This window comes from Streptomyces sp. Edi2 (assembly GCF_040253635.1).
In the GTDB taxonomy this organism is placed as follows: domain Bacteria; phylum Actinomycetota; class Actinomycetes; order Streptomycetales; family Streptomycetaceae; genus Streptomyces.
On record NZ_JBEJGX010000003.1, the window covers coordinates 6,352,307 to 6,366,393 of the forward strand.

13 protein-coding genes are annotated in these 14,087 nt (G+C 70.8%); 10 read left to right on the top strand and 3 right to left on the bottom strand.

Features of this window, described 5'->3' with window-relative positions; genetic code table 11:
• The first annotated feature begins 15 nt into the window (after positions 1-15).
• The 4 genes from ABR737_RS31370 (at position 16) to ABR737_RS31385 (ending at position 4,802) form a co-directional block, all read left to right on the top strand.
• Positions 16-1,026, top strand: coding sequence for an ABC transporter permease (locus ABR737_RS31370; RefSeq protein WP_350254124.1), 1,011 nt, complete (start codon positions 16-18; stop codon positions 1,024-1,026).
• Positions 1,023-2,129, top strand: a complete 1,107-nt coding sequence (locus ABR737_RS31375; RefSeq protein ID WP_350254126.1) for an ABC transporter ATP-binding protein — start codon at positions 1,023-1,025, stop codon at positions 2,127-2,129. Before ABR737_RS31370 ends, ABR737_RS31375 begins: the two co-directional genes overlap by 4 nt.
• Complete coding sequence (locus ABR737_RS31380; RefSeq protein ID WP_502964410.1) at positions 2,126-3,283, top strand: ABC transporter ATP-binding protein; 1,158 nt, start codon at positions 2,126-2,128, stop codon at positions 3,281-3,283. Before ABR737_RS31375 ends, ABR737_RS31380 begins: the two co-directional genes overlap by 4 nt.
• 109 nt (positions 3,284-3,392) lie before the next feature.
• The gene (locus ABR737_RS31385) at positions 3,393-4,802 is read left to right on the top strand and encodes a M1 family metallopeptidase (RefSeq protein WP_350254127.1); all 1,410 of its coding nucleotides are present in this window, start codon (positions 3,393-3,395) and stop codon (positions 4,800-4,802) included.
• Between the two features lie 16 nt (positions 4,803-4,818).
• On the opposite strand, the gene ABR737_RS31390 is transcribed toward ABR737_RS31385, so the two are convergent.
• Positions 4,819-5,454, bottom strand: coding sequence for a trimeric intracellular cation channel family protein (locus ABR737_RS31390; RefSeq protein WP_350254128.1), 636 nt, complete (start codon positions 5,452-5,454; stop codon positions 4,819-4,821).
• 96 nt (positions 5,455-5,550) lie between these two features.
• Between ABR737_RS31390 and ABR737_RS31395 the strand changes: the two genes are divergently transcribed.
• Together ABR737_RS31395 and ABR737_RS31400 are read left to right on the top strand one after the other, a co-directional pair.
• On the top strand, positions 5,551-6,399 hold the full coding sequence (locus tag ABR737_RS31395) for a thioesterase family protein (protein WP_350254129.1): 849 nt from the start codon (positions 5,551-5,553) through the stop codon (positions 6,397-6,399).
• Positions 6,400-6,632: 233 nt separating this feature from the next.
• The gene (locus ABR737_RS31400; protein ID WP_350254131.1) at positions 6,633-7,802 is read left to right on the top strand and encodes a cysteine desulfurase family protein; all 1,170 of its coding nucleotides are present in this window, start codon (positions 6,633-6,635) and stop codon (positions 7,800-7,802) included.
• A gap of 45 nt (positions 7,803-7,847) precedes the next feature.
• On the opposite strand, the gene ABR737_RS31405 is transcribed toward ABR737_RS31400, so the two are convergent.
• Complete coding sequence (locus ABR737_RS31405; RefSeq protein ID WP_350254132.1) at positions 7,848-8,732, bottom strand: N-acetylmuramoyl-L-alanine amidase; 885 nt, start codon at positions 8,730-8,732, stop codon at positions 7,848-7,850.
• 54 nt (positions 8,733-8,786) lie between these two features.
• On the opposite strand from ABR737_RS31405, the gene mnmA reads away from it, so the two are divergent.
• Positions 8,787-9,917 carry a tRNA 2-thiouridine(34) synthase MnmA gene (gene mnmA / locus ABR737_RS31410; protein ID WP_350254133.1) on the top strand — a complete coding sequence of 377 codons (1,131 nt, stop codon included), beginning with the start codon at positions 8,787-8,789 and terminating at the stop codon, positions 9,915-9,917.
• A gap of 138 nt (positions 9,918-10,055) precedes the next feature.
• Here the strand turns inward: mnmA and ABR737_RS31415 are convergent, their stop codons facing one another.
• A complete protein-coding gene (locus tag ABR737_RS31415; RefSeq protein WP_350254134.1) occupies positions 10,056-10,835 on the bottom strand; it encodes a DUF4232 domain-containing protein in 780 nt (259 codons plus the stop codon).
• Positions 10,836-11,231: 396 nt separating this feature from the next.
• On the opposite strand from ABR737_RS31415, the gene ABR737_RS31420 reads away from it, so the two are divergent.
• The 3 genes from ABR737_RS31420 to ABR737_RS31430 all read left to right on the top strand — a co-directional run bounded on the left by ABR737_RS31420 (position 11,232) and on the right by ABR737_RS31430 (position 13,763).
• Positions 11,232-11,942 (top strand): VC0807 family protein, encoded by a 711-nt coding sequence (locus ABR737_RS31420; RefSeq protein ID WP_350256993.1) that lies wholly within the window; start codon positions 11,232-11,234, stop codon positions 11,940-11,942.
• Between the two features lie 160 nt (positions 11,943-12,102).
• Complete coding sequence (locus tag ABR737_RS31425; RefSeq protein WP_350254135.1) at positions 12,103-13,074, top strand: GlxA family transcriptional regulator; 972 nt, start codon at positions 12,103-12,105, stop codon at positions 13,072-13,074.
• Positions 13,071-13,763 (top strand): DJ-1/PfpI family protein, encoded by a 693-nt coding sequence (locus tag ABR737_RS31430; RefSeq protein WP_350254137.1) that lies wholly within the window; start codon positions 13,071-13,073, stop codon positions 13,761-13,763. The genes ABR737_RS31425 and ABR737_RS31430 overlap by 4 nt, the downstream gene beginning before the upstream one ends.
• Positions 13,764-14,087: the final 324 nt, after the last annotated feature.

Consider the following 14,087-nt stretch of genomic DNA (forward strand, 5'->3'; position numbering starts at 1 on the left):
CGACGCCGCATCCCCGTGTTCTCGTACATCATCCGCAGGTTGATCAGCGCAGTGGTCCTGCTGCTGATCGTCAGCGCGGTCACTTTCGGCATCTTCTTCCTGCTGCCGAAGCTGGCCGGGCAGAGCACCGACCAGCTTGCCCAGCAGTACATCGGAAAGGCCCCCACGCCCGCGGACATCGCCGCGGTCAAGAAGAATCTCGGCCTGGACAAGCCCGTGTACGAGCAGTACTGGGACTTCCTCAAGGGCATTTTCGTCGGCGTCGACTACAAATTCGGTCCGGAAGCGGCCAAGTGCCATGTGCCGTGCTTCGGTTACTCCTTCAAAACCCATATCGAGGTCTGGCCGGAGATCCAGAACCGGCTTCCGGTGACGCTCTCGCTGGCCGCCGGCGCGGCCGTGCTGTGGGTCGTCTCCGGTGTCGCCACCGGCGTGCTCTCCGCGCTGCGCCCCGGCTCGTTCTTCGACCGGATGGCCATGGGCGTCGCGCTGGCCGGCGTCTCCCTCCCGATGTTCTTCACGGGAGCCCTGGCCCTGGCCCTGTTCACCTACCAGTGGCCGATATTCGAGCGCAGCGACTACATCTACCTGACGGACGATCCGTTCGGCTGGGCCCGGACCCTGGTCCTGCCCTGGGTCACCCTGGCCTTCCTCTACTCCGCGCTCTACGCCCGGCTCACCCGGGCGGGCATGCTGGAGACGCTGAGCGAGGACTACATCCGTACGGCCCGCGCCAAGGGCCTGCGCGAGCGCAAGGTGGTCGTCCGGCACGGCCTGCGGGCCGCGCTCACCCCGATCATCACGGTCTTCGGCATGGACCTGGGCCTGCTGCTCGGCGGTGCGCTCATCACCGAACAGGTCTTCTCGCTCAAGGGAGTCGGTGCCTTCGCCGTCGAGGCGATCAACGCCAACGACCTCCCGAACATCCTCGGCGTCACCCTGCTCGCCGCGTTCTTCATCGTCATGTGCAACCTGGTGGTGGACGTTCTGTACGCCGCCGTCGACCCGCGGGTGAGGCTCTCGTGACCGACTCCTCAAAGGACCAGACCGAGACCGCCGTGGGCGAGCCCGCCGCGGCCGGCTCCCGGCCCCCGTCCGCCTTCCTCGAAGTGCGTGACCTGAAGGTTCACTTCAACACCGACGACGGGATCGTGAAGTCGGTCGACGGCCTGAACTTCACCCTGGAGAAGGGCAAGACGCTCGGCATCGTCGGCGAGTCCGGCTCCGGCAAGTCCGTGACCTCCCTCGCCGTGATGGGCCTGCACCGCGCCTCGCGCCAGCAGCGCAGCAAGGTGAACATGTCCGGCGAGATCTGGCTGGACGGCAAGGAGCTGGTCTCGGCCGAGCCGGACGAGGTGCGCCGGCTGCGCGGCCGCGAGATGGCGATGATCTTCCAGGACCCGCTGTCCGCGCTGCACCCCTTCTACTCGGTCGGCAGCCAGATCGTGGAGGCCTACCGCGTCCACCACGACGTGGACAAGAAGACCGCGCGCAAGCGGGCGATCGAGATGCTGGACCGGGTCGGTATCCCGCAGCCCGACAAGCGGGTGGACGACCATCCGCACCAGTTCTCCGGCGGTATGCGCCAGCGCGCCATGATCGCGATGGCGCTGGTCAACAACCCGGAGCTGTTGATCGCGGACGAGCCCACCACCGCCCTGGACGTCACCGTCCAGGCGCAGATCCTGGACCTGATCCGCGATCTGCAGAAGGAGTTCGGCTCGGCGGTCATCATCATCACCCACGACCTCGGGGTGGTCGCCGAACTCGCCGACGACCTGCTGGTGATGTACGGCGGACGGTGCATCGAGCGCGGCCCGGCCGAGAAGGTCTTCTACGAGCCGCAGCACCCCTACACCTGGGGTCTGCTCGGCTCCATGCCGCGCATCGACCGTGACCAGACGGACCGGCTGATCCCGGTGAAGGGTTCCCCGCCCAGCCTGATCAACGTCCCGTCCGGCTGCGCCTTCAACCCCCGTTGCCCGTACGCGGACATCCCCAAGGACAACCTCACCCGTACGGTCCGCCCCGAACTGCGCGAGGCCGGCGGCGGGCACTTCTCCGCCTGCCATATGTCGCAGGAGGAGCGGGAGCGTATCTGGACCGAAGAGATTGCGCCGAAGCTGTGACCGAGACGACTGACGACCAGAACAAGAAGATTCCGCTCCAGAAGACGGCGGACGCCCCCGCGAAGCCTGCCGCAAAGGCTTCCCCCGACGCCGAGCCGCTGCTCAGGGTCCGCGGTCTGGTCCGGCACTTCCCGATCACCAAGGGCCTGCTCAAGCGGCAGGTCGGGGCGGTGCAGGCGGTCGACGGCATCGACTTCGACGTCCGTCCCGGGGAGACCCTGGGCGTCGTCGGCGAGTCCGGCTGCGGCAAGTCGACGATGGGCCGGCTGATCACCCGGCTCGACGAGCCGACCGGCGGCTCCATCGAGTTCCAGGGCCAGGACATCACCCACCTGTCCTCGGGCCGGCTGCGGCCGATGCGCCGGGACGTCCAGATGATCTTCCAGGACCCGTATGGCTCGCTGAACCCGCGGCACACCATCGGTGGGATCGTCTCCACCCCCTTCCGCCTCCAGGGCGTCGAGCCCGAGGGCGGGGTGAAGAAGGAGGTGCAGCGGCTGCTGGAGCTGGTGGGCCTGAGCCCGGAGCACTACAACCGCTATCCGCACGAGTTCTCCGGCGGCCAGCGGCAGCGCATCGGCATCGCCCGCGCGCTGGCGCTCAAGCCCAAGCTGGTGGTCGCCGACGAGCCGGTCTCCGCGCTCGATGTGTCGATCCAGGCGCAGGTCGTCAACCTCATGGACGACCTGCAGGAGGAGCTGGGGCTGACGTACGTCATCATCGCCCACGACCTCTCGGTCATCCGGCATGTGTCGGACCGGATCGCGGTGATGTACCTCGGCAAGATCGTGGAGTTGAGCGACCGCAAGGCGCTCTACGAGTCGCCGATGCACCCGTACACCAAGGCGCTGCTGTCCGCCGTGCCGGTGCCCGACCCCAAGCGGCGCACCCAGCGCGACCGGATCCTGCTCAAGGGCGATGTGCCCTCACCGATCAACCCGCCCTCCGGCTGCCGGTTCCGCACCCGCTGCTGGAAGGCGACCGAGGTGTGCGCCACCACCGAGCCGCCGCTGGTCGCGCTGCGGACGGGGCACCAGGTGGCCTGCCACCACCCGGAGAACGCGGAGAACGCAGAGAACACAGCAGGCGCAGCGGACACAGCAGGCCCGGGGAACACCGGAATGGCGGGCGGTAAGGCCGCAACCGGCAAGTAACACTTGGGACTTGGCAAAGTCCTGGGTGGAACGCGGCGGGAGAGTGCAGAGTCAGCACGGTTGTTCGATCTTGAGGCGAACTTCATCCGTGTGTCCGAAGGGATGGCTCATGGCACTCTCCCGTTCCGCACGTCGCACCTCCCGCTGGCTCGCGCTGGCCACCGCGGTGGCCTCGGCCGCCACCATCGCCGCCGCACCCGCCGCGTCCCCCGGCGCGCCGGGCATCGGCGACCCGTACTTCCCCCAGCTGGGCAACGGCGGCTTCGACGCCCTGCACTACGACCTAGGCGTCAGCTACCAGCCCGGCAGCGGCCGCCTCGACGGCCGCACCACGCTCACCGCCAGGGCCACCCAGAACCTCTCCGCCTTCGACCTGGACCTGCAGAAGCTGACGGTCGACTCGGTCCGGGTGAACGGCCGGCGGGCGCACTTCTCCAGATCCGGCGACGAGATATCCCTGCGCCCCGACTACCCGCTGCGCCGTGGTAAGAAGTTCACCGTCACCCTCGCCTACCACGGCGTCCCCCAGGCGCTGAGCGGTCCGATCGTCTTCGGCTCCGACTACGGCTGGATGAAGACCAAGGACGGCGTCTTCGTCGCCTGCGAGCCGAACGCCGCCTCCACGTGGTTCCCCTCCAGCGACCACCCCGCCGACAAGGCGACCTACGACATCCGTATTGACGCCCCCAAGGGCCTGACCGGTGTCTCCAACGGGCGCCTGATCAGCTCCGGGGAGGCGCACGGCCGCTCGTACGCCCACTGGCGCGAGAGCCGTCCGATGGCGACGTACCTGGCCACCGCCACCATCGGCAAGTTCGACGTCCGTACCGGCACCACCCCCGGCGGCACGCCCGTCTACGTCGCCATCGACCCGACCCTGCCCACCGGCAACGTCGATGTCTACGGCGTCACCTCCGAGGTCACCGACTACTGGTCGAAGGTCTTCGGCCCGTACCCCTTCGAGGTGACCGGGGCGATCGTCGACGACATGCCGCAGGCCGGCTTCTCGCTGGAAGTGCAGTCCAAGCCCGCCTACTCGGCCGTGCGCAGCGAGGGGACCATCGTCCACGAGCTGGCGCACCAGTGGTTCGGTGACTCGGTCTCCGTCAAGCAGTGGAAGGACATCTGGCTCAACGAGGGCTTCGCCAGCTATGCGCAGTGGCTGTGGACCGAGCACCGCGGCACCCTGAGCGCCCATGACGCCTTCCGCAAGGCCTACGACGCCTGGCCGGCCGGTGATGCCTTCTGGAAGGTGAAGGTCGGCGATCCGCAGCGGGACACCATGTTCGCCCAGGCCGTCTACTCCCGGGGGGCGATGACGCTGCAGGCGCTGCGCGAGCGGATCGGGGACCGGGCGTTCTTCAAGCTGCTGCCGGCCTGGACCTCCGCGCACCGCTACGGCAATGCCGGCACCGCCCAGTTCATCGCGCTCGCCGAGAAGATCTCCGGGCAGCAGCTGGACGACCTCTTCACCACCTGGCTGAACACCGACAGCAAGCCGGCGCCGCCGGCGAACTGAGCACCGGCCGCCGCGGTCAGCCGGAGTCCTGCTGCCCGCGCCGGTCGCGAAGCTGCTGCGACCGCGGCAGGTGCAGTCCGAGGTAGACCGCGCTCATCCGCAGCGCGAACACCACCCCCGCCGAGATCGCCGCGGCGGGGGTGGCCCCGGTGCCGAGGTGGTGCAGCAGGAGGTAGCAGCAGCCGCCGGCCAGCGCCGCGATCGCATAGACGTCCTCCCGCAGCAGCAGCGGCGGGAACTCCCCGCACAGCACATCGCGGATGACCTCGCCGGCGACCCCGGTCAGGACCGCCAGGATGATCACGGCGAGCGGGGTGGCGCCCGCCTCGATCGCGGCGCGGGCCCCGATCACCGTGACCACGGACAGCCCGATCGCGTCGACCACCAGCAGTGATTTGTGCGGCAGCTGCCAGAACCGCAGATAGATCATGGTGCCGACGCCGACACAGATGATCACGGTCAGCAGCACCCAGTCGTGCGTCCAGTACAGCGGACGCCGGTCGAGGATGACATCGCGCAGCGTGCCGCCGGAGATCGACGCGGCGAAGGCGAGCACCAGGCCGCCGAAGGGGTCCATATTGGCGCGATAGGCGGCCAGCACCCCGCTCGCGGCGAAGGCGGCCACACCGACCAGGTAGAGGACGTGAAGCATGGCGCTCATCATCGCAGGCCCGGACGGGATGCTTCCGTTCGAGGCCGTTAAAACTGACACTACCGGTCGGTAACTATCCGGTGTAGCGTGCAACCCATGGCTCTGGTGAACCGAGGCAACAGCGAGTTCGACCGCGATACGGCGGTCACCCGCCGCGCCCCCGGCGTCTATGACGCCCACCTCTCCGCCGGCTGGACGATCATCCAGGCGGTCAACGGCGGCTACCTCCTCGCCCTCATGGGCCGCGCCCTGAGCGACGCCCTCCCGCACCCCGACCCGCTCTCGGTCACCGCGCACTACCTGACGGCCTCGGTCCCCGGCCCCGCCGTGATCCGTACCGACGTGGTCCGCACCGGCCGCACGATGTCGACCGGCACCGCCAGCCTCGTCCAGTTCGCGGAGGACGGCAGCGAGATCGAGCGACTGCGGGTGCTCGCCGCGTACGGCGACCTCGACGCGCTGCCCGACGACGTCCGCACCACCGCCAAACCGCCGGCCATCCCGCCGTACGAGCACTGCCTGGGCACGGACAGTGCCCCCGACGGCCGCCCCGCCATCCCCGGCAGCACCGCCATCGCCGAGCGGCTCGCGCTGCGCCTGGACCCGGCGACCGCGGGCTGGGCCGTCGGGGCCCCCTCCGGCAAGGGCGAGATGCGCGCCTGGTTCGGCCTCGCCGACGGCCGCGAACCCGACCCGCTCTCCCTCCTGCTGACCGTCGACGCCCTCCCGCCCACCGCCTTCGAGATGGGGCTCTCCGGCTGGGTGCCCACCGTCGAGCTGACCGCCCACATCCGCCGCCGCCCGGCCCCCGGCCCGCTGCGGGTCGCCATCACCACCCGCAACCTGGCGGGCGGCTTCCTGGAGGAGGACGCGGAGGTCTGGGACTTCGAGGACCGACTGGTCGCCCAGTCACGGCAGTTGGCGCGGGCGGTGACGGTGGAGTAGCGGGGCGGGCGGGCCTGCTGCCGCCCGCCGGGAAAAGGGGCAGCGAGAAGCAGGGCAGCGGGAAGCGGGGTAGCGAGAAACCGGGCAGCGAGAAGCGGGAACGGCCGGTCCCGCGCACCGCCCGTGCGAGCCCGGTACCGGGCGTCCGGCGGCGTCCCGGCGCCCCGCCGCTCCCGCGCGCTGCGTATGCGCCCCCGGAGCCCGCCGCGTCGGCTCGTAGAATCGTGCGCACCATGGTTTACCTCGACCACGCCGCCACCACCCCGATGCTTCCCGAGGCGGTGCAGGCGATGACCGCCCAGCTGACCGTCACCGGCAATGCGTCCTCGCTGCACGCCGACGGCCGGCGGGCCCGGCGTACCGTCGAGGAGGCACGCGAGTCCCTTGCCGTCTCGCTCGGCGCACGCCCCAGTGAGATCGTCTTCACCGCGGGCGGCACCGAGGCCGACAACCTCGCGGTCAAGGGCCTGTACTGGGCACGCAGGGCCGCCGATCCGGCCCGTACCCGCGTCCTCGCCAGCCCCGTCGAGCACCACGCGGTCCTCGACGCCGTGGAATGGCTCGCCGAGCACGAAGGCGCCCGCGTCGAATGGCTGCCGGTCGACACCTACGGGCGGGTGCACGCCGGGGCGCTGCGCGAGGCGATCGCCCGCAACCCCGCCGATGTCGCGCTCGCCACGGTCATGTGGGCCAACAACGAGATCGGCACCCTCCAGCCGGTCCGCGAACTGGCCGAGGCCGCCGCGGAGTTCGAGATCCCGCTGCATGCCGATGCGGTGCAGGCATTCGGCCAGCTGGAGGTGGACTTCGCCGCCTCCGGGCTCGCCGCGATGACGGTCTCCGGCCACAAGATCGGCGGGCCGTACGGCATCGGCGCGCTGCTGCTCGGCCGTGAGTACGCCCCGGTGCCGGTGCTGCACGGCGGCGGCCAGGAGCGGCACGTACGCTCCGGCACCCTCGACACCCCCGCCATCGCCGCCTTCGCCGCCGCAGGGCGGTATGCCGCCGCCCACCGCGAGGACTTCGCCCGCGACATCGGCGCGCTGCGCGACGACCTGGTCAAGGCCGTACGGGCCGCCGCCCCCGACGCCGTCCTCGGCGGCGACCCGGACCCCGCGGGCCGCCTCCCGGCCAACGCCCACTTCTCCTTCCCCGGCTGCGAGGGCGACTCCCTGCTGCTGCTCCTGGACGCTCAGGGCATCGCCTGCTCCACGGGCTCCGCCTGCACCGCCGGCGTCGCCCAGCCCAGCCACGTCCTGCTGGCCACCGGCATGTCCCCGGAGCTCGCCCGCGGCACCCTGCGGTTCTCGCTGGGCCACACCTCCACGGCGGAGGACGTGGCGGCGCTGGCAGAGGCCATCGGCCCGGTGGTGGAACGGGCGCGGAGTGCGGGGCTGAGTTAGGGCCTGTCTTCAAGGTCCCCTCGTTCGCCCGTAGGGCGGGCCTCGCTAGCGGGTGGCGCCACGGTGCTCCGGTGCGGGCGTTGCTCCCGGTGTCCCAAATGTCCCCGGTGTCCCCGGTGCTCCCGTGGGGGCCTGTGCGCCGCCGTTGCCCCGGCCCCCGGGGTGCGGTGGCTTCTGTACGGGACGGCGCAGCTCGGCCCGTACGAGCCCCAGATACCGGTCCCAGTCCCAGTGCTTCCCCGGGTCGGTGTGATCCGTCCCCGGCACCTCGCCATGCCCCACGATGTGCTCCCGGTCGGCCGGGAAGCCGTAGTGCCGGCATATCCCGGCCGTCAGCCGCGCCGACGACGCGTACATGGCAGCCGTGAACGACTCCGGCCGGTCGACGTACCCCTCGTGCTCGATCCCGACGCTCCGCTCGTTGTAGCCGCGGTTCCCCGCATGGAACGCCACATCCAGCTCGCGGATCATCTGCGCGATATGCCCGTCCTTCCGGACCACGTAATGGGCGGCGGCCTCGTGATACGGGTCCTGGAAGACGTCCAGCGCGGTCCCGTAGCTGCCCTGGACGACGTGGATGACCACCCGGTCGATCCCGTAATCCGCCGGCCGGTCGGCCCGCCGATAGTTCTCCGGGGACGCCGCGATCCACTGCGCGCCCCGGAAGTCCACCACGCCCGACGTACGCGGCTTCTCGTTCCCCGGCAGCAGCCACCACCACCGCGCCGGCTCACCGCTCGCCACCAGCGCCGCGACCCCGGCGGCCGCCGCCCCGCCGCCCCCGATCCACAGCGCCCGCCGCCGGGTGAGACCGGGCGCCGGCGCGGCGGCCCCCCGGCCCTCGCTCGGCTCCCCGCCGCTTGTGCCGGCGCCGTCCGCGCGGCCTGTGCCGGCGCTGTCCCCGCCGCCGTCCCCGTCCCTTTTCCCCATGCGCTGCATAACGCTTTCGGCACTGTCGGCGGTTCCGTCTACCCTGGACACGCTATGACTGATGACGCACCCCGCCGCCTCCGTGTACTCGCCGCCATGTCCGGCGGTGTCGACTCCGCCGTTGCCGCGGCCCGCGCCGCCGAGGCCGGCCACGACGTGACGGGCGTGCACCTCGCGCTCTCCGAAAACCCGAAATCGTTCCGCACCGGCGCCCGCGGCTGCTGCACGATCGAGGACTCGCACGACGCCCGCCGCGCCGCCGACGTCATCGGCATCCCCTTCTACGTCTGGGACCTCGCCGAACGCTTCCGTGAGGACGTCGTCGACGACTTCATCGCCGAGTACGAGGCCGGGCGCACCCCGAACCCCTGCCTGCGCTGCAACGAGAAGATCAAGTTCGCCGCGCTCCTGGACAAGGCCCTGGCCCTGGGCTTCGACGCCGTCTGCACCGGCCACTACGCCACGGTCGTCGTGCGCGAGGACGGCACCCGCGAACTGCACCGCGCCTCCGACATGGCCAAGGACCAGTCGTACGTCCTCGGCGTCCTCGACGACCGCCAGCTGGCGCACGCCATGTTCCCGCTCGGCGACACCCTCACCACCAAGGCCGAGATCCGTGAAGAGGCCGCCCGCCGCGGCCTGTTCGTCGCCAAGAAGCCGGACAGCCACGACATCTGCTTCATTGCCGACGGCGACACCCAGGGCTTCCTCGCCAAGCGGCTCGGCGCGGCTCCCGGCGACATCGTCGACGAGTCCGGCGCGGTCCTGGGCACCCACGAGGGCGCGTACGGCTTCACGATCGGCCAGCGCAAGGGCCTGCGCATCGGCCACCCGGCCCCCGACGGCAAGCCGCGCTACGTCCTCGACATCTCGCCGGTCGACAACACCGTCACGGTCGGCCCGGCCGACTCCCTCGACGTCACGGCGCTGACCGCGATCCGCCCCCGCTGGTGCGGCCGTCCCCCGACGGCCGGCCCCGCCCCGTACACCGCCCAGCTCCGTGCCCACGGCGGAGAGACCGAGGTCACGGCGGAGGTGGTGGACGGCACCGAGCTCCAGGTGACCTTCACGGAGCCCGTCCGCGGCGTGGCCCCCGGCCAGGCGATCGTCCTCTACGACGGCAGCCGGGTGGTCGGCTCGGCGACCATCGCCACTACGGAGCGACGGGTATGGGCGGAGGCCTGAGAGCCCTCCCGTAACCCCCGGCGGCGAAGCGGAAAGTCCGCTGTCCGGGTGTAGTTGCACCGGGACAGCGGACTTTCCCGGCTCTCTGCCGGCGGGGGGTTTCGCCGGGTGGAGAGCGGTCAGAGGCGGGCCGGGTGGTCAGCCGATGGGGTTGACGAAGGTGGCCGGGTGGGTGGCGCTCCGCTGGTCGACGAGCGTGCCCCAGGGCCATTCCACGGTCAGCGAGGTGGTCTCGTTGGGCGGGGTGACGTCCGCGAAGGCGGGCTGGTAGAAGCCGGTCTCTTCCTTGGTCATGGCGACGTTGATCGTGAAGTCGGTGCTGTCCCCGGGCTGCAGGGTGATCGAGCTGAACTTCTTCGACGAACGGGCCAGCGACCAGCGCTCGCCGCCGTTCTCGGACTTGAGGTCCACGCCCGGGAAGCCGCCGATCTTGCAGGCGCTGCCGCCCTTGTTGGTCAGGACGATGCTGGTGGTCGTCGCGCCGCCCGCGTCCGGGTCCGGAGCCGCGTCGCCGCCCGTGGCGAACGCCGCCTTCAGACCGGAGGTGTGGCAGCGCTGGACACCCGGGCCCGCCTTGCCGCCGGTGGCGTGGGCGCTGCCCGACTGCTTGGCTGCGCCGTCCGCCTTGGTGCCGGAGCCGGCCTGGGTTCCGGAGCCCGCCTGAGCACCGGAGCCCTGAGTACCGGAGCCCTGAGCACCGGAGCCCTGGGCATCGGAGTCCTGCGCTCCGGTGGAGGAGCCCGCGCCGCCGGTGGCGGAGACCGCGCCCGCGTCGGTGCGGCCGGCGGGCTTCGCGCCGGTGGCGTCCGCGCCGGAGCAGGCGGTCAGGGTGAGGCCGGCGGCTGCGGTCAGAGCCGCGGCGGCAAGGCGCAGGGTGCGGCGGCGGCGAGCGGTGCGGACGGTGGCGCTGGAGCTCATTGTGGGGTCCCCCGGGGCAGTCGGTGTCGGTGTTTCCTCGGTACGTCACCCACTCTGCTCGGGGCCGCTACCGCCGGCCTGCCGCGGCGCTAACGTCCGGCTAACACCGGTGTGGGCAGCGGCAGGAGGCTCAGGAGAATCCGAAGAACCAGGCGCGGCCGACTGGTTCGCCGCCCACCACTGACAAATGTCATGCCGAAGTGAGGACAGTCGAAACTGTTGCGGTGCCCGGCCCTGCCCGAAGCTGAAGACGTCGAAGAAAGTCGCCGTTCAGAGAGCAATTCGGGGGAGCCCACCGTGCACCGGAGTCAGAGCGAGAGCGAGAGCGAGAGTCAGCGCCCGAGCCGGGACCAGGTCCGGGAGCAGAGCCGGGAGCAGGGGCAGGTCGCGGACGGTGTGACGCCGAATCCGCTGGCGCAGAGCTTGCTGCCGCTGGTCCTGGACGTGGGGATTCCGCTGGCGTCGTACTACGTCCTGCGCAACGGTTTCGGGCTCAGTGAGGTCGCGGCGCTGGGCTGGAGCAGTGTGGTGCCGGCGCTGCGTACGGTCTGGGGCCTGGTGCGGGGCGCCGGGGTCAACGGCCTTGCCCTGGTGATCCTTGTCGTCAACGTGGTGGGCCTGCTGCTGAGCACGATGACCGGCGATCCGCGGCTGATGCTCGCGAAGGACAGCGGGGTGAGCAGCGTCGTCGGCATAGCGATGATCGTCTCCGTGTTCATGGGGAAGCCTCTGATGACCGCCGGCCTCAAGCCGTTCGTGACGAAGGGGAACGCGGCGAAGAACGCCGCCTGGGACCGGCTGATGGCCGGGTCCGCACGGTTCCGGCGGGCCGAGCGGAGGTTTTCGCTGATATGGGGGACCGTCCTGCTGGTCGAGTGTGGGGCGCGGGTGATCGGCGCCTACACCGTCCCGGTCCACACGATGGTCTGGCTGGGGACCGTGCTGACGGTGGTTGCCATCCTGCTGGCGATGGTCGTCGCAGGGGGCAGCTGCGCCGAGCCGATGGAGAAGATGGTCCGGACCGAGGCGGAGCACGCCGGCGGCCACCAGGACGGTGAAGCGGTGGCGGGCGTGACCGCCGCTGCGTCGACCGCCACCGGGAGCTGAAGGGCTCAGGGGCCCCCGGGCCGGGTGCCGACTCACGGGAGGGCAGCGTGAGTGGGCCATTGATGAGCCGTCCAGCTCCTGCTGTTGCACTCACGGGCATGGCGCGAAGCGTGGGATACCTGTCGTTGACGCCATCCGCGCCAGGTCAGAGGGTGGACGAGTGAAGCAGCGCCGCATCGCCTTTGTGATCTTCGAGGACTTCCAGCCTCTTGACCTCTTCGGCCCGTACGAGGTGTTTCAGTACGCCCACCGGCTCACCGACGCGTACTCCTGCCAGATCGTGGCATCGCAGCCGGGACCGGTGCGCTCCGTCAGTGGTCCTTCGATACACGCTCCCTACGGCGTCGCCGATCTGAACCCCGCGGAGATCGACACGGTGGTGGTGGCGGGCGGTGACGGTGTCGACCAGGCTCGGCACGATCCGGCCCTGACAGGCTGGATCGCCGATGTGGGGGCCGGCGCCCGGCGCGTCGCCTCGGTCTGCAGCGGGGTGTTCCTGCCGGCAGCCGCCGGACTGCTCCGGGGACGGCGGGTGACCACCCACTGGGCGCGTGAGCAGCAGCTCAAACGGGAGCATCCCGAGCTGGTTGTCGACTGCGATCCGATCTTCCTCAGGGACGGGCGGATGTGGACGTCGGCCGGGATGACGGCAGGGATGGACCTCGCTCTCGCTCTGGTGGAGGACGACGTGGGCCGCGAGGTCGCCCACGCCACCGCGCAGGAGATGGTGCTGTTTCTGCGCCGCCCCGGTCCCCAGTCGCAGTTCAGCGTGTCGTTGTGGTCGGCGCAGCCTGCCACCGACCCCGTCCGCGCGGTGGTTTCGGCGATCCACGCCGATCCCGGCGCCCGGCACGGCATCGCCGACCTCGCTGCGCACGCCGGGCTGAGCCCCCGTCACCTCCAGCGCAGGTTCACCGCCGAGCTCGGCACCCCGCCCGGCACCTACGTCGAGGGCGTACGCATCGAGGCTGCCAAGCGGGCGCTCGTCGAGGGCGAGCACCCCGTCGAGGCCCTTGCCCGGCGGTACGGCTTCGGCACCGCCGAGACGCTACGCCGCGCGTTCCACCGGCACTTGGGCGTCTCACCGTCCGATTACCGCGACCGATTCCGATCCACCAGGGAGTACATATGACCACCTACGGTCTGCTGATCTTCGACGGTGCCGAGGAGTTGGATTTCACCGGGCCGTGGGACGTGTTCACCGCCTCCTCCATGCTCCGCGATCATGCCGACACGGCGGTGCTCATCGCTGAACGCCCTGACGCCGTCCGCTGCAACAAGGGCATGCGGGTCCTGCCGGACCACACTCTGGACGACCACCCTCCGCTGGATGTGCTGCTGGTTCCGGGTGGCAACGGGACGCGTCGCGAAGTGTCCAACCCCGTGCTCATCGACTGGATCCGCAAGACCGCCGCCGGCGTCGCCTGGACGACCAGTGTGTGCACCGGGGCCCTGCTCCTGCACGAGGCAGGCCCGGCGCGCGACCGCCGGGTCGCCACCCACTACCAGTTCGAGGAAGCCCTGCGGGCCAGGGGCGAGATCACCGTGGTCGACGACGCCCGTTTCGTCGTTGACGGAAACCTGGTCACCAGCCAGGGCGTCTCGGCCGGAATCGACATGGCCCTGTGGCTCATCGGCCGTCTCCACGGCCGGGCGCACGCCCGCGCGGTCCGCCGGTACATCCAGTACGAGCCGGCTCCGCCCTACCTCGCCGACGAGCCGGCCGTCGCCCAGGACCCCGGAACCGTTCAGCTCCCCGCCACGCCGCATCCGTCAGCTCACCCCGCTCCACCCCGCGATCATGTCTCGGACACGGCCTAGGGGTGTTGTCCGGGGAACGACGGAACCAAGGGCCACGGCCGCAGGACCGCAAGACCGCAAGACCGCAAGACCTTCAAGACCCGACGTTCCGGAGCCGGTGGGAGGAGCAGGGCCGTCATGCGACGGTCCACCGCGTCGTCCGGCCGGGCCGGGACGTCCCGGGGGACGGGCCGGCCGGGACCAGCCGCATCACGGGGGTGGGCTGGTCCCGGTCGGTCAGTGGGACCGGTCGGCGGTTACGGGGGAGGTGAGGAGCGGGACGGACATGACGGGCATTGTCCGGTCCGTCGGTGTCCGTGTAGGGGTGGGTGGGGTTCTCGTGCC

Excerpts from the sequence above, each read along its gene's own strand:
- ABR737_RS31385 (WP_350254127.1), top strand. The coding sequence starts at position 3,393 with ATGGCACTCTCCCGTTCCGCACGTCGCACCTCCCGCTGGCTCGCGCTG.
- ABR737_RS31390 (WP_350254128.1), bottom strand. The coding sequence starts at position 5,454 with ATGCTTCACGTCCTCTACCTGGTCGGTGTGGCCGCCTTCGCCGCGAGC.
- ABR737_RS31395 (WP_350254129.1), top strand. The coding sequence starts at position 5,551 with ATGGCTCTGGTGAACCGAGGCAACAGCGAGTTCGACCGCGATACGGCG.
- ABR737_RS31400 (WP_350254131.1), top strand. The coding sequence starts at position 6,633 with ATGGTTTACCTCGACCACGCCGCCACCACCCCGATGCTTCCCGAGGCG.
- ABR737_RS31405 (WP_350254132.1), bottom strand. The coding sequence starts at position 8,732 with ATGGGGAAAAGGGACGGGGACGGCGGCGGGGACAGCGCCGGCACAGGC.
- mnmA (WP_350254133.1), top strand. The coding sequence starts at position 8,787 with ATGACTGATGACGCACCCCGCCGCCTCCGTGTACTCGCCGCCATGTCC.
- ABR737_RS31415 (WP_350254134.1), bottom strand. The coding sequence starts at position 10,835 with ATGAGCTCCAGCGCCACCGTCCGCACCGCTCGCCGCCGCCGCACCCTG.
- ABR737_RS31430 (WP_350254137.1), top strand. The coding sequence starts at position 13,071 with ATGACCACCTACGGTCTGCTGATCTTCGACGGTGCCGAGGAGTTGGAT.